Source organism: Peribacillus sp. NPDC097197 (assembly GCF_050278025.1).
In the GTDB taxonomy this organism is placed as follows: Bacteria; Bacillota; Bacilli; order Bacillales; family DSM-1321; genus Peribacillus.
In genome coordinates, this window is record NZ_JBNNST010000003.1 from 258,805 (window position 1) to 282,316 (window position 23,512).

23 protein-coding genes are annotated in these 23,512 nt (G+C 40.7%); 7 read left to right on the forward strand and 16 right to left on the reverse strand.

Annotated features, from left to right (window positions below):
- The first annotated feature begins 158 nt into the window (after nt 1-158).
- Nucleotides 159-4,484 carry a S8 family serine peptidase gene (locus ACQKL6_RS05960; RefSeq protein ID WP_427650775.1) on the forward strand — a complete coding sequence of 1,442 codons (4,326 nt, stop codon included), beginning with the start codon at nt 159-161 and terminating at the stop codon, nt 4,482-4,484.
- 94 nt (nt 4,485-4,578) lie between these two features.
- Here ACQKL6_RS05960 and ACQKL6_RS05965 read toward each other — a convergent pair whose 3' ends face one another.
- The 6 genes from ACQKL6_RS05965 to ACQKL6_RS05990 all read right to left on the reverse strand — a co-directional run bounded on the left by ACQKL6_RS05965 (nt 4,579) and on the right by ACQKL6_RS05990 (nt 7,470).
- Nucleotides 4,579-4,779, reverse strand: a complete 201-nt coding sequence (locus ACQKL6_RS05965; RefSeq protein ID WP_402873590.1) for a YkvA family protein — start codon at nt 4,777-4,779, stop codon at nt 4,579-4,581.
- A 50-nt stretch (nt 4,780-4,829) separates the two neighbouring features.
- On the reverse strand, nt 4,830-4,985 hold the full coding sequence (locus tag ACQKL6_RS05970; RefSeq protein ID WP_427650776.1) for a hypothetical protein: 156 nt from the start codon (nt 4,983-4,985) through the stop codon (nt 4,830-4,832).
- 38 nt (nt 4,986-5,023) lie between these two features.
- Nucleotides 5,024-5,377, reverse strand: a complete 354-nt coding sequence (locus tag ACQKL6_RS05975) for a hypothetical protein (protein ID WP_427650777.1) — start codon at nt 5,375-5,377, stop codon at nt 5,024-5,026.
- A 137-nt stretch (nt 5,378-5,514) separates the two neighbouring features.
- Nucleotides 5,515-5,787 carry a hypothetical protein gene (locus tag ACQKL6_RS05980; RefSeq protein WP_427650778.1) on the reverse strand — a complete coding sequence of 91 codons (273 nt, stop codon included), beginning with the start codon at nt 5,785-5,787 and terminating at the stop codon, nt 5,515-5,517.
- A gap of 319 nt (nt 5,788-6,106) precedes the next feature.
- Complete coding sequence (locus ACQKL6_RS05985) at nt 6,107-6,892, reverse strand: SDR family oxidoreductase (RefSeq protein WP_427650779.1); 786 nt, start codon at nt 6,890-6,892, stop codon at nt 6,107-6,109.
- A gap of 143 nt (nt 6,893-7,035) precedes the next feature.
- Nucleotides 7,036-7,470: a DUF3997 domain-containing protein gene (locus ACQKL6_RS05990; protein ID WP_427650780.1), complete on the reverse strand. Its 435-nt coding sequence runs from the start codon at nt 7,468-7,470 to the stop codon at nt 7,036-7,038.
- A gap of 814 nt (nt 7,471-8,284) precedes the next feature.
- Here ACQKL6_RS05990 and ACQKL6_RS05995 point away from each other — a divergent pair.
- Entirely contained in the window at nt 8,285-9,016 is a 732-nt protein-coding gene (locus ACQKL6_RS05995) for a hypothetical protein (RefSeq protein WP_402873576.1), read from the forward strand.
- Between the two features lie 464 nt (nt 9,017-9,480).
- Here ACQKL6_RS05995 and blaOXA read toward each other — a convergent pair whose 3' ends face one another.
- Nucleotides 9,481-10,233, reverse strand: coding sequence for a class D beta-lactamase (blaOXA, locus tag ACQKL6_RS06000; protein WP_402873926.1), 753 nt, complete (start codon nt 10,231-10,233; stop codon nt 9,481-9,483).
- A gap of 295 nt (nt 10,234-10,528) precedes the next feature.
- Here blaOXA and ACQKL6_RS06005 point away from each other — a divergent pair, with 295 nt between their 5' ends.
- On the forward strand, nt 10,529-11,380 hold the full coding sequence (locus ACQKL6_RS06005; protein ID WP_402873574.1) for a DUF2785 domain-containing protein: 852 nt from the start codon (nt 10,529-10,531) through the stop codon (nt 11,378-11,380).
- Between the two features lie 104 nt (nt 11,381-11,484).
- Here ACQKL6_RS06005 and ACQKL6_RS06010 read toward each other — a convergent pair whose 3' ends face one another.
- From ACQKL6_RS06010 to ACQKL6_RS06030, 5 genes are all read right to left on the reverse strand, one after another.
- The gene (locus ACQKL6_RS06010; RefSeq protein ID WP_427650781.1) at nt 11,485-12,882 is read right to left on the reverse strand and encodes a right-handed parallel beta-helix repeat-containing protein; all 1,398 of its coding nucleotides are present in this window, start codon (nt 12,880-12,882) and stop codon (nt 11,485-11,487) included.
- 140 nt (nt 12,883-13,022) lie between these two features.
- Nucleotides 13,023-13,760 carry a glucosamine-6-phosphate deaminase gene (gene nagB / locus ACQKL6_RS06015; protein ID WP_427650782.1) on the reverse strand — a complete coding sequence of 246 codons (738 nt, stop codon included), beginning with the start codon at nt 13,758-13,760 and terminating at the stop codon, nt 13,023-13,025.
- A gap of 1 nt (nt 13,761) precedes the next feature.
- Nucleotides 13,762-14,955 (reverse strand): N-acetylglucosamine-6-phosphate deacetylase, encoded by a 1,194-nt coding sequence (gene nagA, locus ACQKL6_RS06020; protein ID WP_427590982.1) that lies wholly within the window; start codon nt 14,953-14,955, stop codon nt 13,762-13,764.
- A gap of 153 nt (nt 14,956-15,108) precedes the next feature.
- The gene (locus ACQKL6_RS06025) at nt 15,109-16,647 is read right to left on the reverse strand and encodes a sodium:solute symporter (RefSeq protein WP_427650783.1); all 1,539 of its coding nucleotides are present in this window, start codon (nt 16,645-16,647) and stop codon (nt 15,109-15,111) included.
- A gap of 168 nt (nt 16,648-16,815) precedes the next feature.
- A complete protein-coding gene (locus tag ACQKL6_RS06030) occupies nt 16,816-17,685 on the reverse strand; it encodes an N-acetylneuraminate lyase (protein WP_402873563.1) in 870 nt (289 codons plus the stop codon).
- Between the two features lie 173 nt (nt 17,686-17,858).
- Here ACQKL6_RS06030 and ACQKL6_RS06035 point away from each other — a divergent pair, with 173 nt between their 5' ends.
- The 4 genes from ACQKL6_RS06035 to ACQKL6_RS06050 are packed head-to-tail and all read left to right on the forward strand — an operon-like array spanning nt 17,859 to nt 20,787.
- Nucleotides 17,859-18,560: a FadR/GntR family transcriptional regulator gene (locus ACQKL6_RS06035; RefSeq protein WP_427650784.1), complete on the forward strand. Its 702-nt coding sequence runs from the start codon at nt 17,859-17,861 to the stop codon at nt 18,558-18,560.
- Nucleotides 18,547-19,218, forward strand: a complete 672-nt coding sequence (locus tag ACQKL6_RS06040; protein ID WP_402873557.1) for a FadR/GntR family transcriptional regulator — start codon at nt 18,547-18,549, stop codon at nt 19,216-19,218. Before ACQKL6_RS06035 ends, ACQKL6_RS06040 begins: the two co-directional genes overlap by 14 nt.
- A 10-nt stretch (nt 19,219-19,228) precedes the next feature.
- Nucleotides 19,229-20,113, forward strand: a complete 885-nt coding sequence (locus ACQKL6_RS06045; RefSeq protein ID WP_427650785.1) for an ROK family protein — start codon at nt 19,229-19,231, stop codon at nt 20,111-20,113.
- Nucleotides 20,107-20,787 carry an N-acetylmannosamine-6-phosphate 2-epimerase gene (locus ACQKL6_RS06050; RefSeq protein WP_402957623.1) on the forward strand — a complete coding sequence of 227 codons (681 nt, stop codon included), beginning with the start codon at nt 20,107-20,109 and terminating at the stop codon, nt 20,785-20,787. The genes ACQKL6_RS06045 and ACQKL6_RS06050 overlap by 7 nt, the downstream gene beginning before the upstream one ends.
- Nucleotides 20,788-20,893: 106 nt before the next feature.
- On the opposite strand, the gene ACQKL6_RS06055 is transcribed toward ACQKL6_RS06050, so the two are convergent.
- From ACQKL6_RS06055 to ACQKL6_RS06070, 4 genes are all read right to left on the reverse strand, one after another.
- Nucleotides 20,894-21,724, reverse strand: coding sequence for a DUF1835 domain-containing protein (locus tag ACQKL6_RS06055; RefSeq protein WP_427650786.1), 831 nt, complete (start codon nt 21,722-21,724; stop codon nt 20,894-20,896).
- Between the two features lie 15 nt (nt 21,725-21,739).
- Nucleotides 21,740-22,564 carry a class I SAM-dependent DNA methyltransferase gene (locus ACQKL6_RS06060; protein ID WP_402957619.1) on the reverse strand — a complete coding sequence of 275 codons (825 nt, stop codon included), beginning with the start codon at nt 22,562-22,564 and terminating at the stop codon, nt 21,740-21,742.
- Between the two features lie 63 nt (nt 22,565-22,627).
- Nucleotides 22,628-23,065, reverse strand: a complete 438-nt coding sequence (locus tag ACQKL6_RS06065; protein WP_427650787.1) for a GNAT family N-acetyltransferase — start codon at nt 23,063-23,065, stop codon at nt 22,628-22,630.
- A gap of 173 nt (nt 23,066-23,238) precedes the next feature.
- Nucleotides 23,239-23,484: a hypothetical protein gene (locus ACQKL6_RS06070; RefSeq protein WP_427650874.1), complete on the reverse strand. Its 246-nt coding sequence runs from the start codon at nt 23,482-23,484 to the stop codon at nt 23,239-23,241.
- Nucleotides 23,485-23,512: the final 28 nt, after the last annotated feature.

Sequence of the window (23,512 nt, forward strand, 5' to 3'; positions counted from 1 at the left end):
GCCCTATAATACGACATTTTTCTCATTCATCCGTTTGCTATCATTATGGGAACATCTGTGTTCTACATACTGGCCAACTAAAAAGAATGGAGGTGCAATGTACCTGTTAGATTGGCCAAAGGTGCTGTTCTTTGAAAATAGAATAAGGGGGAATTGACTTGCGAAAGAAACGAAGGACGAAGTGGTTAGCAATAGCATTTGTCATCATGCTTATTGGATCACTGATCATTCCAACAAACTCCATCGCTGCATCTACAAACAAACTCCACACCTCTGCTAAAGATGAATTAGCGGGAAAGAATCAAAAGAAAGTGGCCTCTAAGGTCTTAAAACAGTTTGAAAAAGATGAAAAGGTAACCTTTCTCGTTAAACTCAAAAAACAAGTAGACACCAAGGACGTATCCTCAAAAGCTGCCAAAACAGCAAAATCACAAAAACTATCTGCAAATAATGCAAAGTTACTTAAACGTTCGAGTGTGGTCTCGGAGCTTCGCGCAACTGCTCTTGAAACACAAGTCGATATCAAGAACTACTTAGAAAAGCAAGAAAAAGCCGGCAATGCAAAGGATATTCAATCCTTTTATATCGTTAATGCGATTGCCGTGACAGCCACGAAGGAAGTAATGGAGCAAATCGCCATTCTTCCGGAAGTAGATAAAATCATGCCGAATGAAACAAGACAGCTTATTAAACCGGCAAGCAAGACCGTCGCTTCTAAAGCTGTTACAATCCCAAAATCAAGTAAAACCAAAGCAGACACATCTTCCATTGAGTGGAACATCGAAAAAATCGGGGCTCCGGCCGTATGGGATATGGGCATTGATGGAGCAGGAACCGTTATTGCTTCTATCGATACAGGCGTCCAATGGAACCATCCGTCATTAAAAACCAAGTACCGCGGATATAACCCTGCCAACCCAGATGTCGCAAACAATGAATACAACTGGTTCGATGCGGTGAGCGGACAAGCTTCACCATATGATGATTTAGATCATGGAACTCACACAATCGGTACAATGGTAGGCTCTGAGCCAAATGGTGCCAATCAAATCGGAGTGGCTCCAGGCGCTAAATTCATCGCAGTTAAGGCGTTTTCTGCAAATGGAGGTTCAGATATTGATTTATTGGAAGCCGGTGAATGGATAATCGCCCCAAAAGATGCGGCAGGTAATCCTCATCCTGAGAAAGCACCGGATGTTGTCAATAACTCTTGGGGAGGCGGAGCTGGCCTTGACGAGTGGTACCGTCCAATGGTACAAGCTTGGAAAGCAGCTGAAATCTTCCCTGAATTTTCTGCTGGAAATACGACATTAACGAATCCCGGCGGAGCTGGTTCAGTAGCTAACCCAGCCAACTATCCAGAGTCTTTTGCCACTGGCGCAACAGACATTAACAACGTAGTCGGAAATTTCTCTTTACGGGGTCCATCTCCATACGGAGAAATCAAACCGGATATTTCCGCGCCTGGTGTTAACATCCGGTCTGCTGTTCCTGGTGGTGGCTATGAAGGTGGCTGGAATGGAACATCGATGGCTGGCCCTCATGTCACAGCAGTCGCTGCTCTATTAAGACAGGTAAATGCCAGCTTAACCGTTGACCAACTTGAGGAAATTCTACTGACAACGGCGACACCTTTGACAGACAGCAATTACCCGACAACGCCTAATCATGCATATGGTTATGGCCTAGTAAACGCATTTGACGCGGTCTCTTCCGTTGTAAGCGGACTGGGTAAAATCGAAGGTCAAGTAACCAAGTCTGGTGATGACACAGAAGCAGCCGTCATTTCCCATGAAGCACCAGAAAATTCGTATAAAAAAATGAACCTAAAGCTTCAAGCTGAAGTATCAGATAATGTAAGTGTCACTGCCGTTAAACTCAGCTACAAAAAAGCGGACGGAAGCTGGGCTGAAGTCAAGGCAGAGAGAAAGAATGGCGATTATAAGTCTGGAACGTACGAAGCCACGATCCCAGGTGCTGATTTGACTGGAAATACAGTCACTTATAAATGGATGGCAACAGATTTTGGTGGCTCCGTCACGACTTCCAATGCTTATTCCATTGAACTATTACCTGGTATCAGCGTAGGCTATACAGAGGATTTTGAAGAAAATCCAACTGGATGGACTTCTTACGGGACAAACAATAACTGGGAATGGGGCATTCCGACAAGCGGTCCTGGATCAGCAGCATCCGGTCAGAAGGTCTATGCTACAAACCTGGCTGGAAACTATGCAAATAGCGCCAACATGAGCCTGGCCATGCCTCCGGTCGATGTACCAGAAGGCACAAGCTATTTACAATTCAAGCACTGGTACGAACTGGAAAGGAACTATGATTACGGTCATGTATTTATTTCCACAGACGAAACAAACTGGGTTCAAGCTGCCCGTTTCAATGATAAGTCAAATACTTGGATCGATGGTGAAGTAAACCTAAGCGAATATGCTGGAGAACGGATCTACATCGCCTTTAATGTCACATCAGATAGTTCCGTCCAAAAACCGGGCTGGTATATCGATGATGTTAAATTGGCCAATACTTCGATTCTACCAACGACAAAAGCAAAAGCAGGATTAGGCGTCAATAAGTCTGATTCTTCGGTATCGGCTAAACCGCAAGTGAATCCTGATAAAATCAAGCCAGTTTTGGAAAAAGAACAAAAAGAACCTGAAAAAGAACAACCTGCACCAGTGCTTCTTCCATTACAGGCACAGGTAAGTGTTTTAGAAACAGGACGTTCTGTATATACAAACCCACAAGATGGTTCATACCAACTTACACATGCAACAGGCTCATATACCATGCAAGCAGAAACATATGGGTATCGTTCACAAACAGCGCCAGTCAACATCGAACAAGATGCAACATCAACAGCTAACTTTACTCTTCAAGAAATCCCTAAAGGAACAATCAATGGTACCATCACCAACAAGGTTACTGGTGAACCCGTCTCTGGTGCTACCGTTTACCTTCTAGAGGATGCGGCCATTCAGCCAGTAACAACAAATGCAGACGGTGAATACTCACTAACTGCTTATGAGGGGAATTACACATTAAAAGTCATGGCTCCTTCTTATTACGGCAATGAGGCATCCGTGACGATTTCTGAAGAAACTAGCACGAAAAATATCGAACTAAAACCGTTCATCGGGTACCCAGATGAAATCAAGTATGATGATGGAACAGCTGAAAACGCTCGTGCCTATAATGCGGCAGGCAACAGCTGGGCTGTAAAAATGTCCTTGGCTTCAGGGAATAAAACGGCCAATGTAACCGGCGCTCTTTTACGCTTCTGGGATACAACATGGCCTACCCCAGGTGGGACTGAGTTCCAAGTTTCCGTATATGATGCTTCAGGAACAGACGGATCACCTGGCAAGAAAATCGCAGGTCCTTTCACCGAAACGGCCTTACGTAACGGTCAATGGACACATGTTGATCTTAGCGAACATGGAATCATGGTTGAAGGCGATTTCTTTATGGTTTATACCCAAACAAAAGCCAATCCGAATGCACCAGGTCTAGCTACAGATGAAGATGGACCGAATGCAGGACGAAGCTGGCAGGGTGTAAGCGGTGCTTGGTCACCAGCCCCAACTGAAGAAGGAAATTACATGATTCGGGCAACGGTCGATTACGAAGTAAAAGAACCTGTCATCACCTCTCCTAAAGACGGTTCCTATTCGAATCAAAAAGAAGTAACCGTTGAAGGTACATCCGCACCGACAACGAAAGTGGATATTTTCAACAAAGGGGAAAAAGTAGCAACGACAGATTCTACGAATGAAGGAACCTTCTCCGTTCCTGTCACATTAAACAACGGGGAAAACACGTTAACTGCAAAAGCGCGGACTAGCCAAGGCACGACTGAGGCATCCGCTCCTGTAACGGTGATATTGGATACGAAAAAGCCAACACTCGCCATTACTTCACCAACTGATGGCAGCAAAGTAAACCGCGAAACGGTAACCGTGAAGGGTACCATCTCGGATGAAAACCTGGATTCAGTTAAAGTGAACGGGAAGAAGGCCGAAGTGAAAGATAACACCTTCTCTTATCGCCTTCTACTTGATGAAGGAATCAATAAAATCAAAGTAGTCGCTCTTGATAAGGCAGGCAATTCAGTCACGAAAACCATCTCCATCGATGTGAAATTCACAGCTCCAGAAATCTCTGGTTTAGTGCCAAATCAGGATAAGGTCTTAAAAAATGGGGAATCGGTCAAAATCGAATTTGACAGTGAACCAGGCTTATCCGCAGACTTCTCCATCTTGATGCCTTTGACAAATGCAGGAGGCGTTGCCAATGCAACGGAATTACCAATGAAAGAAACATCATCAGGACATTATGTCGGCTACTACACAGCCACGACGAATGTAAAAGCACCAGGTGCCGTCGTTGAGGTAAAAGCCCAAGATAGCTATGGTAATGTTACAACACAACGAGCAACAGGTAAGCTTTGGATTAACGCTCAAAAGTAAAAGGAAAAAGCCATGCCTTCCAGCCTATCGGCTGGGAGCATGGCTTTTTTTTATGAAAATGTATTCTAATGGGTTACATGACCCTATTAATCTACTACCCTTTTATAACGTCAGGACGAGATTTCTTGGCAAACAAATCTGTGTATAAACATTTGCCTAGGTAGAGCAGTACAGCTGCGTCATCAACCTGTCCGAAACCTACTATAAAATCCGGAATGAGATCCGTCGGTACAATCACATATAAGATGGAAGCTACTAGAGCTACCTTTGTTTTCTTCGTTAATCTATTAAACACGGGCTAGTCCATCTCCTTTAAGACGAGTTACATTCAGTATAGCGCACAATTCACGCAAAATCGATTCTTAAACGGAGCTGTAATCGGTAGAATTCAACCACGGATCGGATTAATTCGACCATACAAGCTGATAATTCAACCATCAACGCCAATAATTCGACCGATACACGCATTAATTCGACCGTCAGTCTAAAGAAGCCATCCATAAAGAAAAGACCCTCACCATGTAAGGGCCTTCCGATGACTAAAAACCTAACCAGTTTTCGATCAGCACGACGATATACAAAACAAACCAGATACCCTGTAGCAGAAGCGCAGCACTGAACAGCCGGCTTTTCGTGTATTCATCCCGGATGAAAAGCCTCCAGGCCAGCATCAAAACCACCGATACACCTGGAATCAAAATCGCGGTCATCATGAAATAGTTGGATGCGACATTCCATACAAGCTGAAAAGCAATAATGATAAATGCAAGTAGAAAATGAACCTTTTCCTTCCGTGCCCGGATGACCCAAAGTACAGTAAGCACCACTGTCGCAAGCAAAATGATTTCGGACGCCACGATAAAGAAGATATCATATAACGTAACTCCGTCCAAAGCAATCCTCCTCCTCATTACAAGATCGCTTATATGTATATGCCACTTGGACGGAAGAATTGAAAAGTTTTCTACGTTTCCTCCAACAAAGGAAATCCAGCCTATAATAAGTAGTCTCTCCGTAAGTCTATAGCCCTTTACTGGAGGAAGAATTCACTTTCTAATTGTTTCTCTGCTTCAAGCTTGATCATGGAAAGAAACTGCTCCCACGTTAAATTCTGTCTTAGTCTATTTTCCCCACACTGAAATTCGTCTATCATTTCACTAATGTCATACCATACATTTAACTCATTAAAGTGTTCGTGAACTACTTCATACACTTCGTATGCTATATGGGCGACATTTTTATCTTCGCCGACGATTTGTCTTAATAAGTGATATATATAAGTAGGCTTTGGCACACTCTTCATGCGTAGGCACTGGCATTTCCCATTCTTTTATAACCCTTTGAAAATAATCTTCTACCTCGAATTGGTTAAGAGGTTCTCTAAAGGATGCTAGGATTTTTAATGAGTTCACCGAAGAACCCTCCGTTAATTTTTGATAAGCCCACGTAACATAATCAATAGGCTTTGCTTTTCCTTCATATCTTTTATAATACAGGATTGTCGTATCCATGCCCGTCCCCCATTTGAAATCGCCTTTTTATAATTAGTACCCTATTAATAGAAGGAAAGCAATTCTATAAAAAAGACCCTTTCGCTTAAGCGAAAAGATCATTTTTACTACTTAATATTTATACGACTGTCCACCGTCGATTGGGATGACGGCGGCATTGATGAAGGTTGCCTGTTCGGAAAGAAGGAAAGCGACCAAGTACCCGACTTCTTCCGGTTTTCCAAAGCGTTTCATCGGGTTGACGCTGACGAATTCCTTACCGGCTGCCTCCCAATTCTCGCCACCCATCTGTTTCAAGGAAGCTTCGACCATCGGCGTCATGATCGCACCCGGGGCAATCGCCTTGATGCTGATGCCGTATTGGCCATACTCGATTCCGGAGTTTCGCGTCAGTCCGACGACACCATGCTTACTTGCCGCATAGCCTGATTGGTTCCCCACGCCGCGGATTCCACCGACAGATGCCGTATTGACAATTGTGCCGAACTTCTGCTTTTTCATGACTTCCAGTACATACTTCATCCCGAAGAAAACCCCGTTCAGGTTCACACCCACCACTCTGCGGAACTCATCGATTCCATAATCCTCCGTCAGATTCTGTTTTCCTTCGATCCCGGCGTTATTGAAGAAACTGTCGATGCGGCCGAATCGATCCACCGTTTCATCCACATACTTCTTCACATCACCTTCCTTTGAAACGTCCGCCGTAATCAAGTGCACTTCCGCCTTGGGGACCGCTTCGTGAATCAACTTTTCCGTTGTTTCCAAGGAATCACTTTTCACATCGACCAAGGAAAGTTTCGCCCCTTCTTTGGCCACTTGCAGGGCAGAAGCCTGTCCCAGTCCAGATCCGGCTCCTGTAATCAGCACGACTTTATCGTCAAAACGATTGTTCATCTTCATTCCTCCTTAAAAAAAGTAATCAGACTCGCTGATATTCTTCCCTACCTGGTTTCAGTCATTCGTTTTTCAGATAATATTCACTGTAAAAATTGTCAGAACAAATGAAGGAACACGGAAATCTTCTTTAAGAGGAACGCCTATCCATCCCCCCTAATGTCATCTATTTCTTGTAGCACAATATCATTAGATATTCCAAATTCAGCTTTTTTCTTTGTGAAGCTTTTACCATCTAAAGGTCCAGTCACTTCGTCTGTAGTCATTTCCAGTATCCAAAAGCTCACGTTCTTTTCATCAGGAATTTGATAGCCGTCGTCGTCATTTTTCAAACCAAGCTGCTTTGCGATAATATATTTATCATCCCAAGCAACTTCGGTAACTTTCGCAGGAATGACGTCGGTTCCCCAACTACCTTCACTAACTTTTGGTGCAATCTTGACTTCGTCGGCTGAAGTTCTTATAACAGAATATCCTCCAGGTAAGTCCATTTCATAGTCAGATGGGCCTGGACAACCGGTTAAGAATAAGAGTGAAAGTAAGCTCAATAATAAATAACGAAATAATTTAATTTGCATTACATTCTCCAATCCACGATGATTCAAAAATTCATCAAACAGCTCCGTTATATCTATATCTGCTAGAACAGTTTTAGTAGTTGAATGATCAGGAAAATCAAGAACGATAATAGTATAAATAATCCTATACTTTTCATTTTACTTTCCTTCCACAAATTCACTATTGAAATGATTCCGCCAATACTCAATAAAGCTATACCCATTCCTTTCATGGTATGTATGGGGAATACAGTTGATAAATGTGTTAAGAAAGCCCCGATTATAAAAAGGCCAATTGTCAATATAAAACGTGGGGTCCTGAAATCATGAATGACTGATTTCCTATCGTCAGTATTCATTTTTAAATAACCTCTAACAACCATGAATGCGGGTATTCCCCACATGATCATAAAAGTTACAATAGAATCAGTATGTATAGTCAATAATATTCTCTCCCATTCTATGTAACTATTTTACCATAAATACCCATCAAGGTTTTACAAACCGGTAAGACTAGATATCGCTTTTATTTACATCAAGTAATTAATCACCGGATATATAGTTTAGTATGTTTCCAGGAGAGTTTATTAAACTATTCTTACTGAAAATTGTCATGCCAACCTCTTTTACTTCTGCCATCCAGCCTTAATAAATAACAATTTATCATCCCTTGTATACATTGATAAGATTTATTAATCCATTTAACCAAGAGTCGTGACTAAATAATTGGTTTCTTCTTTTAATATTTATAATAGAATAGTAGTTATGCCTATAAGTTTCAGTGGACGAATCTTATAGGCATAACTTGAAAACGAAGTGACCAGGAGGAAAATCGGTGAAGAAATGGATTATAATTTTAGTGGTGATTATAGCGATAGGAACGTATTTCGCATGGTCTAAAGCGCATTTAGAAGAGCCAGTTGTAACGTCAGTTCAATTTGACGAAGCTGCTAAAACTCTAGCAGTCTCCTATATAGTGGAGCAAGATGATAGTACGTATGTAATGGAGATTGCACACGATACAAAAGGTTTTTATCCGGATAGTTCGAACGGTAAAGGGAATAGGGAGAACAATACACAAGTACTTGCAACACAAGATGGCTATGAGCTGCGGGAAGATATTGTCGACCTGACAGACGATCAACTCGCGTATTTCTTATCTCTTGAAGGACGTGCCGTATCCGTTGACATATCCTTTAAAGACTATTCACCAATTCAAACCATACTCGCGATTTTATTGAAAGATGAGGCCGCTGAGGTAACAAAGCAAGGGTATGCACTCCTCTATACATTTACAGCACCTGAAGATATAACGATTGAATCAATTGGTCACCATGACAGCGAAGCACTGATTTCCTTTGACGAAATTGAGTTCCCCTTAGTTCTTAAAAAAGGACAATCCGTCGATGTTCAAATTGAGGAGCCGTATAAACTTAGCTCAGACGATGAACTGCTCATGGAAATCACCACAACAAAGAATCAGTCGTTTACACAGCATTTCCGTTTGACCCAGTCCATTCCAGAAGGTTACTTAAAGCAAATCGTGAACGAAGCGAATGAAGAATAGACGTAATAAAAGTGAACTAACTAATTACTGTTCGGTGTAGGGCTAATTTTATAAAGAAAATAAGATTTTTTAATCCTTAATGAACTTACAAACCTGTTCGTTCATTAAGGTTACTTTGTTATGAAAGGATAGATCCTACTTTAATACATCCTTGAGGAAGAAAATGATAAGTGATTATAAAGTTATATTTCTACTTAAAATTAAAATAGAAGAAAAATAAATGAATAATTTTTTCGATTATATAACAATGATCTGATTTTAAATGTAAGAGATTATTAGAAGCACAAATCATGTATTTGTAAGTATAGTTGGAAGTCTTTAATCAACAATCCATTAAAAAAGAGTGTCAATCCTTCTTGGATCAGTGCCCTAATGCGAAGCTTATTTTAACATCGGACATGTTTTTCGTATGAAAAAGAGGATGGATGCCTTTATTTCAACATCCTATCCTCTTATTTTTGGTTTCATTCAGCTGTCATTACGTTGTACTTCTTTAATATGTCCATTGTGATGGCTTTAGCGTCCGTGCTTGTTCCGGCAATATTCGTAGCAAAACTATACGCATGATTGTCTGTTTTGATAAAACCGACATACCAGCCTATACCTGACCCTTGCCCTGTTTTCCCGTAAAGGGTAAAGTCATCCCCTTCCTTCTGGATCATCATGCGTTTCACGGTTTTCATGACATCCTTATCAAAGGAAAGGTTCTCTTTATATAGTTTCTCCATAAAGTCTACTTGTTCTATTGGTGAAATTTCGATTGAACTGCTTAACCAGAACTGGTCGATGCCTCCACTAATATCTTGGTTGCCATAAGATATAGTACGAACCCATTCCTCCATTTGCTTCTCTCCAATGTCACGAGCCATCGCTTGATAATACCAAACGACAGAGTTTCTCATTGCAGACCCAAGCGTATGATCTTGGTTCCAGGCCTCGATCTCCCGCTCAACACCATCCCAATACTTAATGTCATATTCATCTTCTACAGCTCCAACTTGCAACCCAATCAATGAATTTGGCACTTTAAAAGTCGATTGCGGTGCAAATCGTTGATTCGCACGTTCCTGGTTATAGACGAATGTCTTTTCTTTTTTCAGATCACGTAATATGAATGTTCCGTCATGGTTCGTAAAGAATTCATCGACTTCCAGCTTCTTAAGATTCAGGTTGTCCTTGGCAGCGTTCGCTTTACTTGGCTGTTGAACACTTGTCATGAATAGGACCACTGCACTCATGCATGCTAAGAAAAACAGCAAATTCCTTCGTTTATTCAAATTTCCTTCCTCCCTCTGAATATATTCCCTGCCAATCTATTACATTAAATATAACAAAAATACGAAAAAAACTAAAATAATGGTATAAATGGTAGTGGATATTAATGTTAAAATTAACATTAGATTGTGAAAGCTTCTACTTATACTATAGGTAGTTTAATGAAAAGAAATGTTCAACCTACTAGTTATATATTATTTATAAAACATCCATAAAGGCGGAAAAAGGGGATTATTTATGAGTATATTATTCAACACAGTTCCTATGAAGGAAAATGAACTGAAAACAGTCCTAAGGGAAATGAAGAGCGGGGAAAGAACCTGGGAAGAAGAAAGTAAAGTTTTGATAGTTAAATCCATGGTTAAACATATTGGCTCCACTGATAGTGATCTTAGAGACCAATTGATTTATAGCACTTTTCATCAAATAATTATAGAAAAAAATCAACTTGAGTATGAACTATTAACGGAACTATTAGATTTGTGTTTAAGTGAATTATTATTTAAAGGAATTGGTGAAAATGGAACTGATACTGTGTTTACAAGGTCTTTTACTACTCTTTTAATAGCCCTCATTTTATTCAGGGATAACGAAGACAATTTTCTCTCCCCAGATATGGTGTATAAAATAAAAGATAAATTAATCGATTACATGAATTCTGAGAAGGATTTAAGGGGATATGTCTCTGTAAAAGGGTGGGCTCATAGTATAGCTCATGCAGCCGACGCTTTTGATCAACTTGTAAAAAGTCCAAAAGTAAATCAGGAGTTTTATTTAGAAATTTTAAAACCAATATGGAATAAAGTATTTGTCTCTAATTTTGTTTATGCCCACGACGAAGACGAAAGGCTTTTAATACCTATATTAGAAATGTTAAATAACGGATTGGATACAAAAGAAGTAGAATCATATATACAGTATATACCGGTAAAGCTAAGGTTACAGAAAGAAAAAATGGATGAAGAACAATATTGGTTCTTACTTGCGAACTGTAAGGCATTCTTAAAAAGTTTCTACATAAAAGTTATGACAAATTCTAACTTGCTATCTCTACAAAAAAGCATTGAAAAATGCTTAAAGGAAATTTAAGTTTAAAAATACGTCTTCAACTAAAGAATGCCTTAGTAAAAAGTGAGGATTTGAGCCAATAAAAAGGGTGATAATTTGCTAATCATTATCACCCTCAACACAGATTATTTGGACTTGAGCCGGAAATCACGTTTACTTTCATTCATGAACTTCGGCTTCTGAAACATACTATTCGTGTCTTGAAGACTTCTCTTTTTAAAGGCAGAGAACCCCATGATATCTTCCGTTTTCCATATCCAACGCGTTTCTTTCTCTCCCCCATGCAGGTAGTAGACATTGTTATCTAGTATGTTCCCTTTGTTTTGCTTGAAAGGGTTGCTGATAAGGAGATTGGAATCACCCGCGACCATGATGTTGTTTTCGATTCTATTATGGTTTGTATGATATTGAAGCAATACCTGTCCGCCCTCTTGAAATTCCGTATCATTTTTATACAGGACGTTGCCGGTAATTGTACTGTTTATGGTGCTTCCTCTTTTCCTGTCATACCCACCTATTGCGATACCTGCACTTCTATTTTCATAAATCGAATTGTTTTGTATGGTGATGGAACTAGTAACTTTGCCCTCATGCTCGCTAGCCGCTTCGATTCCTATATCGTTTTTATAAACCCTATTCTTCTCGATAACGATATCTTTACCACCGTCGACATAGATTCCGCCAGCCGCATATTGGTTTCCGTAGGCTGGATTTCCGTAACTGGATATTTCATAGACTGTGTTGTTACGGATGATACCGTTCCTTGCCTGATCAAATTTTTCAACAGGAGACACACCTTCAAACCCAATAACATCGATTCCGATATTGTCATTTCTCCTGACGATGTTATTTGTAACCTGGAAGTTTGATATATTACCATTCAGCACCAACGTTTCACTGGCACCGAGTTTCATCTCTTCTAGTGTATTGCCTGAAAGGATGATATCTTCAATCGCTTGCGGTGCTTCGGTGCCATAAACAGCAATCCCATGGGCATTCCCGTTTTCATGAAGTGTTTCAATATGATGAATATGAGTACGCAAAATACGGATACCGTTTCCGCTTCCGCTAACGGATATTCCGATTGGCACTAAATCCTCTTGTTCGGTTTTGTAATTTTGGATGTCCAATCCATCGATGGTAACGTAGCTTTGATTATGTATCGATACTAAACCCTGGTCATCCCATGAAACCTTTAGGCCCCTCCCATCGATGATCGCCTTTTCTTTTGGGTAGGCCTTAATGGTGATAGGGGCATTTTCTTTGCCTGATTTCCGTATGACGACTTGTTCATTGTAGACTCCTTTTCGAACATGGACAGTTGTACCCGGTTTTGCTAAATCGACGGCTTTCTGTATGGTTCTTAAAGGTTCTTTCTTACTTCCGACGTTTTTGTCATCCCCAGCGGAAGACACATACAATTTGTTGTTTTCCTGAGTGGCTTGCCCGGATAGTCCATAAAGGACAAGCCCAATAGAAAACACCAACAAAAGAAACAGTACGGCTCTTCTTTTCTTATTCAAGTTCGTGCCCCCTCAACTTCTTGTTTGTCTTCTAATATTCTGAACCCCAAGCTGATAAAAAGAATCTTCAACAAAAAAAGGTTAACCAATAAAAACAGGTTAACCTTATCATACGACTCGCCAAGATCATTACAACCCTATTAACAGTTCTGCTTGAGTTCCGCCAAGGCTTCCTGATCGGCAATAATCATCACATTTTTATGCTGTTTTAGGATGGAAGCTGGGACTTGCTCATTGGTTGGTTCAGATAGTAGTTTGTATAAAATATGTGCCTTTTGCTTTCCCGAAACAAGGAGTACGATTTGTTTACTCTTCATGATCGTCGAGATTCCCATCGTCACCGCGTGTTTTGGTACGTCGAAGGGATTATCAAAATAGCAGGCATTTTTTTCTCTTGTGGAGGCTGTAAGCTCCACTACATTCGTGGTGGAGGCAAAAGGTGTACCTGGCTCATTGAATCCAATATGGCCATTCACCCCAATCCCCAATAGCTGAAGGTCTATTCCACCAAGGTTTTCAATGAGCTCTTCATACCTTTGACATTCTGCTTGTAAGTCTGGTGCCATGGTATCCGGCAAATGAGTTTGTTGGATTGGGATATCGATATGGTTAAAGAGATGGTCCTTCATATATGTATGGTAACTAGTGGGATGATCTTTTTCCACTCCTACATATTCGTCCAGGTTCACGGTATGAACATGGCGATAGGAGGTCTGATTTTCCTGATAATCCTTCACTAAGTGTTGATACGTCCCGACCGGCGTTCCTCCAGTCGCAAGGCCCAATACAAGAGAAGGTGTCCGTTTTACCTTGTCCAGAATAAGGTGTGCTGCTTTCTGGCTCATTTCATCGTAGTTTTGAGCTTCAATGATTTCCATATTATTCAACCTCCATTATGCTATATGCCATTTCTCCTCTACAGATGGTCATGACCACTTCATTTTCCTCGTTCAAAATGACTAAGTCCGCATCTTTCCCTACCTTGATGCTTCCTTTTCTATCATCCAGTTGAAGCTGTTTGGCTGGGTTCAGGGCAGCCATTTCAATGGCATCTTCAAGCGGACAATTTGTATAGGATAAGAGGTTCTTAACCGCTTGCCCCATTTTCAGGATGCTTCCTGCCAGTGTCCCGTCCGCAAGAACTGCCTTCCCATCTTTCACCGTCACGTCTTGGCCCCCTAAATCGTAGGTTCCGTTTTTCAGGCACTTCGCCCGCATGGAATCAGTAATTAATAGGAGCCCTTCTTTTGACTTTTGTTTATAGGCAAGCTTGATGATTTCTGGACGGACATGAATGCCATCCATAATCATTTCCGCTTTCAATTCATCACGCAAAAGTGCCGCTCCGGCAACTCCCGGTTCACGGTGATGTAGGCCTTTCATTTGATTAAACAGATGCGTGACTTGCGTTGCACCATCCGAAATCGCTTGATCCACTTCGTCATAGGTTGCATCTGAATGGCCAATGGAAGCCACAATTCCATGTTCCTTTAAATAACGGATTAATTCACTTCCACCTGGCTGTTCCGGTGCAAGCGTAACGACTTTGACATGATCATTCGATAACTCATTCCACTTTTTAAAGATGTGTAAATCTGGATCGATCATATATTGCGCTGGCTGCGCCCCTGCCATCTTTGGATTGACGAAGGGCCCTTCTAAATGAATGCCAACGATTTCGGCCATTCCCGGTGGCTGATGGTCATCGATGTACTGACCGGCATTCATTAACGCGTTCTCGATGGCTTCGGGTTCCTGTGTCATGGTGGTCGCTAAAAAACTCGTCGTCCCTTCCCAAGGAAGAGCTGCAGCCATACGCTTTAACGCTTCCTGCGTTGCGTCCATGGTATCGGCGCCATTTACGCCATGAATATGAATGTCGATCATTCCCGGTATCACCTTATAATCCGGCAGGGCATGAAAATCAATGACCTCACCCTTAAACTCTAAGTCATTAATATCATCCATAGAACCAAAGGAAACAATTTTCCCATCCTTCGCGATTAAAAACCCACATTCAATCGTTTTTCTCTCACTGTAAATCGTTATATTCTTAAGGATGATGCATTTCATTTTATTCACAAAATCCCCTTCTCTTATCCATGTATTTATGTTCACTATCCAAGGTTAAAAACCCTTTATTTATTTTCGTCATGCTTTGGATAAATGTAAATGTAGTAAATAGCCAATCATCAACATGACTGGCTATCCTTATATGAGACTTTCTTACACTGCTTTAGACTTTGATTGCGGTTCTGGATGTAGGTGAGGCTTCACATATTCTTCGTTTTTCGTATAAATGGTCAATCCTGTGGTGTTTTTGTTGAATGTCGGGAACAGCAAACTTACAACATAACCAAATCCAAAGGAAGTAATGAACGAGACGATACTAACGACGAATGGTGTCAGGTCTGTTTGTTGCACGAAATAGGAGGTAATCGCGCTTAAGAATAGACCGATCAATACTCCAGGTGTATTGGCACGTTTCGTGAATATCCCAAGAGCAAAGATACCGGCAATTGGAACACCGAATAATCCTGTGATGGCCAAGAACAAGTTCCATGTTTCAGCTTGATTGCTTGAAATGAGATATAAAGCGGCTGCCATACCCAGTACACCGGACGCGATAATGACAATTCTCGCCAATAATACATCACTTTTTTCATTTGCACCTAAAAATCTTTGTTTAAAATCGACTGTTACACAAGCGGAAATACTATTTAAACTAGAGGAGATTGTAGATTGGCAAGCGGCAAATATGGCGGCGATCAGTAAACCCGCTACCCCCGCTGGTAAACTTGAAACGATGAAATACGGCACGATGGCTGAAGTATTAAATCCTTCTGGAAGGGCTTCAACATTCGTATAGTAACTATAAAGGACGGTACCAAATCCAAAAAAGACAGGGATCGTGATAAGAGCCAAGATTCCATTGGTCCACAAAGACTTATTTGTCTCTTTGATTGAACTAGTCGTTTGATAACGTTGTACGACGTCTTGACTGGCTGTATATTGATGTAGATTATTAAAGATGGAGCCTAAGAAGATAATCGGGATCGCTGCCGTGACGGCACTGAACTTGAAACTGTCTGCCGTTACCACTTTCTTGTTGTTGACCGCATCATCGATAACTGTCGAGATTCCGCCATCGATAGAGAAGATTCCAAGGACCACAAGTAAAATGGCACCGCCTAGAAGGATGATCCCTTGAATCACATCGCTCCAAATGACCCCTTCAATCCCCCCGAGGAACGTATAAACAATACATAAACCTCCAACCGCAAGCGCTATGATAAAGGGATTGATATCGGAAACGAGTGTAATGGCAAGCGTTGGCAAGTAGACGACAATCGCTATACGGCCAATGTGGAAAAGTGTAAAGAGTAAACTTCCTATCACGCGAAGAGATACACCGAAGCGCTCCTCTAAATATTCATAGGCCGTCGTGACATTCAGCTTCCTAAAGAAAGGAATATAAAAATAGATCAACACAGGTATGATGGCCAGTATTGATAGATTACCTGCTGCATAAGTCCAATCAGATAAAAATGCCTGTTCTGGTGTCGACATATACGTAATCGCACTTAACGTTGTAGCATAGATACTGAAACCCGCTGCCCAAGCAGGAATCTTACCGCCTGCGGTAAAGAACGCATCAGTATTCTTACCAGATTTCTTTGTAAAATAAAGCCCCACTGCTAGCATCGCTAGTAGATAGACCACCATGACAGCCCAGTTAGCCACGCCAAAACTAATCTTCTCCATATAATACACCCCTCATCATAAAATCATTTTATAGAGCTTCCTTAAAAGGTAACAAAAGCGCCTGCCCCCCTCTTCTTTTAAAAAAAGAGTGGCACGCCCTTGCGGTACATCGTGATTACAGAAAAATCAGATAGTTAAGTGTCCAACACATTCTATCTATGAGCTATCTTATAAGTTAAAATCTTTTACGAGTTGTTCCACTTCTTCCCTTTTGCTTGAATCAAATGGAGCCATCGGTTTTTTGACCGTACCTGCTTGGATGCCTTTTACATTCAGTACTTCTTTCAACGTTTGATATAATCCCAAATCTAGCACTCTTTCAATAAGGTCATTGGTGACGTGCTGAATCTCATACGCCTCCGCTACCTTGCCACTTTGCGCCAACTCCAAAATCTGTCTAGATCGCTTTCCATTGATATTATATGTACTCCCGATTGCCCCATCCACTCCTGAAATGGCTCCATAGATAAGCATTTCATCGAATCCAGAATAGATCAGTTTATCTGGGAATCTTTTACGAAGTCGCTCCAATAAGTAGAAGTCTCCATCCGTATATTTCACGCCGATGACTTTGTCATTTTGAAAGAGTTCCTCAAATTGATCCATGTTCATCGATACACCCGTTAAGAATGGAATGGCGTAAATGATCATATTATTGCCTGTATTATCAATGATGGTTTCATAGTAATGCTTGATCTCTTCAAAATTGAACTTATAGTAAAACGGCGTGACGGCTGATAGACTATCATAGCCAAGCTCTGTTGCAAATTGACCCAGTTCAACGGCTTCGTCCAGATTGATCGATCCTACCTGGGCGATTAGCTTGACCTCCCCTTTACTCTCTTCACTGACAATTTCGAAAATTCGCTTTTTTTGATCGGTAGATAGCATGAAGTTTTCACCTGAGCTGCCATTCACATATAGTCCGTCCACTTTCTGAACATCAATATTTTGTCTAACGATCTCACGCAAGCCTTGTTCGATAATCTTCCCATTTTCATCAAATGGTATCAGTAGTGCTGAAAATAACCCCTTCATATCTTAACCCCCTAATTAGTTTGAAAAATTCAGATAACAAAGATATAATATTGTCAGACCAATTTTTATTTACAAATTTATCATAAAAGCCTTTCATAAAAATGTCAACAAATTTCAGTAATCCCTTTCCTTCATTTCTATAATATGGTAGACATACATAAAGGGGTGGCGTCATGACAATTCATAAGACCTCATTGGTCACAATCGCGATTGAAAGAATTAAGAGCCATATCTTAGAAAATAATCTGAAACCGAATGATAAGTTTTTAACAGAAAAAGAACTGGTCGAACAGTTGCAAGTAAGCAGGACGGTTATACGCGAAGCGTTAATCTCTCTCCAAACCGTAGGGATCTTGAACGTGAAGCCCGGTGGTGGTGTCTATATAGCTGAGCCTACACTCGATTCAATCAATACGATACTTAAACATTATTACGACACGCACGGTGTAAAAATGAAAGAATTGATGGAAATCCGGGAAGTCATCGAATTAGGGGCATTGCGATTGATCATCGAGAAACAAGTGGATGTCGATATTGATCATCTCATCAGCATAAATGAATCGTATTATCAGACGATCATCCAAAAACAAGACACGAAACAATTCGACCGTTTATTTCATCAAGCCTTAATTAAATCAACGGAAAATGAAGCCTATTTCAAGTTCAGTGAAGTGATCAGTGAGTACTTTTCCCTGGTTAGAATGGATTTTATCGAGAAAGAGGACACACTGATTGATTCATACAAACAGCATGCAGACATCATCGATGCGATCAAGAATAAAGATTTGCCTGTGGCTCAAAAAGTCCTAAAGGAACATTTCCAACCCATTTTTCGTTTTATTACTACTTTGGAGGAAGCAAATGGAACCCATTAAAATGGAAGAAAAAAAGCCACTTAAGAAAACGGTCATTCAAGAAATTAAAAACTATATCATTTCGCAAAACTTAAAAGCGGGCGATCAACTCCCAACGGAGCGCAAGTTCACGGAAATGTTTGGCGTAAGCAGGTCCGTAGTGAGGGAAGCGTTGAGCTACCTTGAAAATACGGATGTCATACGCATCAGACAGGGCCAGGGCGCTTTTCTCAATGAATCCAATATAGAAAACCTTTTGGATAACTTCTTCTTTTTATGGCAAATAAACAGCGGAAATATCCGGGATATATTGGGTTTGAGAATTCTATTTGAATCAAGTGCCATTGATGAAATTGTAAAAAATCAGAGTATGGATGATTTGGACATGTTGAAGGAAGTGGTCGAAGAAAGCGAAAAGGCTACGACCCAAGAGGAATTCAAAGAAGCGGATACCCTATTTCATAAGCAGCTTCTGCAAGCCACGAATAATGATTTATTTATACAAATGACGAACATGATCACCAGTTATTTTTTCCAAGTGCAACATATCCACCTCTCCCTAGAAGAATTCAAAGGCCTCATCCAGGAACACAGGAATATTGTCGAAGCGCTACTGATGGGGAATGCCGATGAGGCAAAAACACTTCTCATTCAACATATTAAACAAACGAAAGTGTAGGAGGATATCCATGGCTGATTATTTATCGATTGATATCGGCGGTACGTTTATTAAATATGCCCTCTTGGACGATCAGAAACATCTGCATGGGCATCAACAAGTGAAAACAAAAGAAAACATCGACCAGGCTATACTGAAACAGGTGGAGGCCATCATTTCCGCTGTTTCCAATGAGACGGCCATTAACGGCGTGGGCATCAGCACTGCCGGGATCGTCGACCGGGAAAAAGGGGAAATCATCTTTGCGGGGCCCACTATCCGGGACTATAAAGGTACCGCATTCAAAGCCCATTTATCCCGTACATTCCCTTTCCCCATTTCTGTAGAAAATGATGTGAATGCCGCTTTGATCGGCGAGCTTTGGCAAGGCGCTGCCCAAGGGGAAAACGATGTGTTTTGCATTACCTTAGGGACAGGCATAGGCGGGGCCTATTATCATGACGGAATCATGGATGGAACCCATCATCAGGCAAACTCCGTCGGCTATCTATTATACGATCCGGAAACAAAAACGAATTATGAAATGAGGGCATCCACAACCGCTTTAAATAGAATGATTGAAAAAGAGTTTGGTAAAGGTGTCTCCACGAAGGAAGTCTTTGAGAAAGCAAGACTCGATGAAGAGCCATACATAGCCTTGATTGAGGCATGGAGTAAGGAAGTGGCTAGGGGATTGGCGCAAATAATCCTGTTAGTCGATCCGAAGTGTATCCTGATAGGAGGCGGCATTTCCCGCCAAGGCGACTTTTTACTGAACCATATCCAAAAGCAGCTCACCACTTATCTTCCTACTGATTTTTTGAAGACAGAAATAAAAATTGCTCAATTATATAATGATGCCTCCCTATTCGGGGCGGTCCATCCATTTTTCAAAGGGGGAAATATAGAATGTTAAACGAAGTTAAAGGTGGATTAATCGTATCTTGTCAAGCCCTACCAAATGAGCCTCTACATAGCTCATTCATCATGTCGAAAATGGCGTTGGCCGCTAAACAAGGCGGTGCAAAAGGAATCCGGGCAAACTCCGAAGTGGATATCATCGCGATAAAAAAAGAAGTGGACCTGCCCGTTATCGGCATCGTTAAACGCGACTATGACGATAGCTCCGTGTTCATTACCGCCACTTGCAAGGAAATCGATGAGTTACTGGCTAGTGGCTGCGAGATGATTGCCATGGATGCCACCCATCGGACAAGACCGGAGAATCTTCTTTTAAGCGATCTGGTCAACTATGTAAGAGAAAAGAATCCTAGCATTCAACTCATGGCGGATATCGCTACTTTAGAGGATGCCATACAATCGGAAAAACTCGGATTCGATTGTATTTCCACTACATTACATGGCTACACGGAAGAAACAAGTGGAGAGAAACTCTATCATGATGACTTTGAATTCTTGAAACAGGTTCTCCAGCATGTGAACATCCCCGTTATTGCGGAAGGAAATGTCATGACACCCGACATGTATAAAAGGTGCATGGAATTGGGCGCCCATGCAAGTGTCGTCGGAGGGGCCATCACACGTCCAAAAGACATCACACAGCTTTTTGTTAATCAAGTTCAAGGATGATAGGCTTTACCTGTTTGAAGTGGACATCGCACATTCAACCCATTGGTGCATAAAGGGTTGGGTGTGCGATGATAACTATTCAGCATCTTCTATTACGAAAGACATATCATTTATCTTGGCTAGTGTTCAATCGAATTTGATAGGAAAGCATCTCCCTTAAATGACCGTTATATGCAAAAGCGCCTTTCTTTATCAACATACGCAAACGGTAATCAATCCATGTATCGTTGATGTCATGCTCACTCCATCCTAAAACATGACCAATCAAGCGAGCAGCGTTGTAAAAATTATCGATACCGTATTCGGATTGCATGTCACTTGCATACCGGATAATCTCTTGATCATCCCTGGACTCGTCATCCTCGATAATCCTTCCCCTAAACCATGTACGAACTATTGAATGCCCCTCCATTAATTGAAGCGCCTCTGCCTGTAAAAGAACGAGCTCATCTTCAGTAAGTGGATCTAGTAAATTCAGCTTTAGCATTCGCTTCATCTGCGAAGGGCTAACATCACCAGAATGGCGAATATCATATTGTGTATGTTCATCTTCATGGAAATAAAGCATGGGAAAGTATGTATTACACACGGAAATCGAACACTTTTTGCCTGACAATAGATGGCTTACTAAGCGTAACCCAAATTGTTCCGCCGCATTTTCACACGTCCAAACAATCACTTGCTCGCCTTCTTTAATCTGTTGAACACATGCAAGTGCATCATGAAACAAGACCACATATTGTTCACTCATCTTCTTATCAAACCGATAGGCTTCCTGTAGCCATTTCATCCTATCTAGAAAACCTTTCTCCGTTAATAAACGATGGATGGGGCCTTCACCAAAGTAATCCGGAAACGTGATGATCTCAACATTTTCTCTTTTTAATGCATGGCTCAATGCACCGAATGCTGCTTGATTAAATAAGATATGCTTCACTGGAAAGCCCCTCCGTTATCCTAAACTTCCGTTCGAAACACCCACGCATAAAGAAGTCTTTATATCCCTTGTTTTCTTACAAACATAGACCATTCCATAACTATCATTCGTCACAGGTGTTTCATTCCAATCCTCGAAGATTTGGACGATTTCCAGTCCGTTACTCGATAGAATGCGTTCCATTTCTTTAGGAAACACGTATCGTAACCGTATGTTCGTTCTATGTTCATCTACTATTTCCCCACTTTGATCTACATACTTTCTGATCGTTGTGTAATGTTGGACCTGACTGAGTGAGTCATAGGTACTTTTCGTATAAACATCGATCCTTTTTTGCGTATCCTTATCTTCAATGGTTCTCCAGTATTCTTCCGTGTCAGGTTGGAGTAATTCTTCTGTACTTGGAAACCTCGTGTCAAAGATGAATAGCCCATCAAGTTCTAAATGTTTATTTACAGATGATAAGAATCCGTCCTGATCTTCGTTTGTAAGAAAATGCTGAAAGGAATTCCCGACTGAAAAGATCAAATGACTTCTTACATTCAAGGTAAGCATTCTAGCATCCTGTTCGATCCATTCAATATGTACATTCAGGTCCAACGACTTCCTTTTTGCTTCGTCTAGCATTCCTTTATGGACATCCACACCGATAAGTTCATATCCTTTAATCGCTAAAGGAATGGTCGCCCGCCCTGTCCCACAAGCTAAATCGATGATGGGGCCTTCGGTTTTCGAAGCCCATTTCAATAGATAAGGAAGGTCTTGCCTATATGAATCATTTTCCTTATCATATAAAATCGGATCATCGTACTCTTCTGAATTGCCATTTATATTCTCCATACATGCCTCCTTCAAGAAATAGCAGATTACTAATATTTAGTTTACGTACATTCTTCCTCTAGTCTAAATGTTCTTATGCAAGAAAATGATTCTTTCTATTTCTTCAAAACCATTTTTCTTATAAAATTCTTCCGCAGGTATCCCTCTATCTGTGAGAAGTGTAATGTTACTTATATGACTGCCATGAAGCTCCTTTATTAAATGATTTAACATCGCTCTTCCAATACCTTTATTTTGATATTGTGTTTTTACACACATTTCATTAATGAAAAACTCATCTCCGCTCCACCATACTCTATTTACACCCAAAATAAAGCCGAGAATTTCGTCGTTTTCTACCGCTAAAATGCCTAAAAATCCAGGTGTCTGGTAAAAACTCAGTAAATATTTTTCAGCCTTTGTAAATGTCCATTCATCATTCCAAGGTTCATCATTAAATACTTCAATAAATGTTTCCGTACACTTAATTAAGTCCTTTTTTTCTAATCGTTTAAATTCCAAGGTACATTCTCCTTATCGCTGAATGGATGATTAAAACCACCTTAGTCGTTTATATATGGATTATTCTACCACATAATATTCCTTATCCGGCTAACAGACCCCGAATCGGTGTTGGAGATGATCGTATAAACCAAAAAGAGATAGTTTCGGGAACTATCTCTTTTTTTATAGGATCATGGCCCAAATTCAATCTGACCTGTGAACAGCATGATTATAATAATAACCCAATAAATAAAAAAAGATGATGACAGGATTAACCCAATAATCGGGAGTGTATTTTTTTCCGTTTTCTTTACGATACCTACAATAGAAATGATCATACCTAAACCAGTAAGGAAAAATGTTAGATAATCACCAATCGAACTACCAATGTTCGCTATTCTTGTAGGCGTGATAAAAACTATAAAAAAACAAATCATCCCTAAAACAATTGAAATGATACTAATG

Bases quoted from the DNA above. Each gene is read 5' to 3' on its own strand.
- ACQKL6_RS06070 (WP_427650874.1), bottom strand. From the start codon at position 23,484: ATGATTTGTTTTTTTATAGTTTTTATCACGCCTACAAGAATAGCGAAC.
- ACQKL6_RS06045 (WP_427650785.1), top strand. From the start codon at position 19,229: ATGGCTGATTATTTATCGATTGATATCGGCGGTACGTTTATTAAATAT.
- ACQKL6_RS06025 (WP_427650783.1), bottom strand. From the start codon at position 16,647: ATGGAGAAGATTAGTTTTGGCGTGGCTAACTGGGCTGTCATGGTGGTC.
- ACQKL6_RS05980 (WP_427650778.1), bottom strand. From the start codon at position 5,787: ATGAAGAGTGTGCCAAAGCCTACTTATATATATCACTTATTAAGACAA.
- blaOXA (WP_402873926.1), bottom strand. From the start codon at position 10,233: ATGACAAGTGTTCAACAGCCAAGTAAAGCGAACGCTGCCAAGGACAAC.
- ACQKL6_RS05985 (WP_427650779.1), bottom strand. From the start codon at position 6,892: ATGAACAATCGTTTTGACGATAAAGTCGTGCTGATTACAGGAGCCGGA.
- ACQKL6_RS06035 (WP_427650784.1), top strand. From the start codon at position 17,859: ATGACAATTCATAAGACCTCATTGGTCACAATCGCGATTGAAAGAATT.
- ACQKL6_RS05990 (WP_427650780.1), bottom strand. From the start codon at position 7,470: ATGCAAATTAAATTATTTCGTTATTTATTATTGAGCTTACTTTCACTC.
- ACQKL6_RS06040 (WP_402873557.1), top strand. From the start codon at position 18,547: ATGGAACCCATTAAAATGGAAGAAAAAAAGCCACTTAAGAAAACGGTC.
- ACQKL6_RS05970 (WP_427650776.1), bottom strand. From the start codon at position 4,985: ATGGATGGCTTCTTTAGACTGACGGTCGAATTAATGCGTGTATCGGTC.
- nagB (WP_427650782.1), bottom strand. From the start codon at position 13,760: ATGGAAATCATTGAAGCTCAAAACTACGATGAAATGAGCCAGAAAGCA.
- ACQKL6_RS06030 (WP_402873563.1), bottom strand. From the start codon at position 17,685: ATGAAGGGGTTATTTTCAGCACTACTGATACCATTTGATGAAAATGGG.
- ACQKL6_RS06005 (WP_402873574.1), top strand. From the start codon at position 10,529: ATGAGTATATTATTCAACACAGTTCCTATGAAGGAAAATGAACTGAAA.
- nagA (WP_427590982.1), bottom strand. From the start codon at position 14,955: ATGAAATGCATCATCCTTAAGAATATAACGATTTACAGTGAGAGAAAA.
- ACQKL6_RS06060 (WP_402957619.1), bottom strand. From the start codon at position 22,564: ATGGAGAATATAAATGGCAATTCAGAAGAGTACGATGATCCGATTTTA.
- ACQKL6_RS06050 (WP_402957623.1), top strand. From the start codon at position 20,107: ATGTTAAACGAAGTTAAAGGTGGATTAATCGTATCTTGTCAAGCCCTA.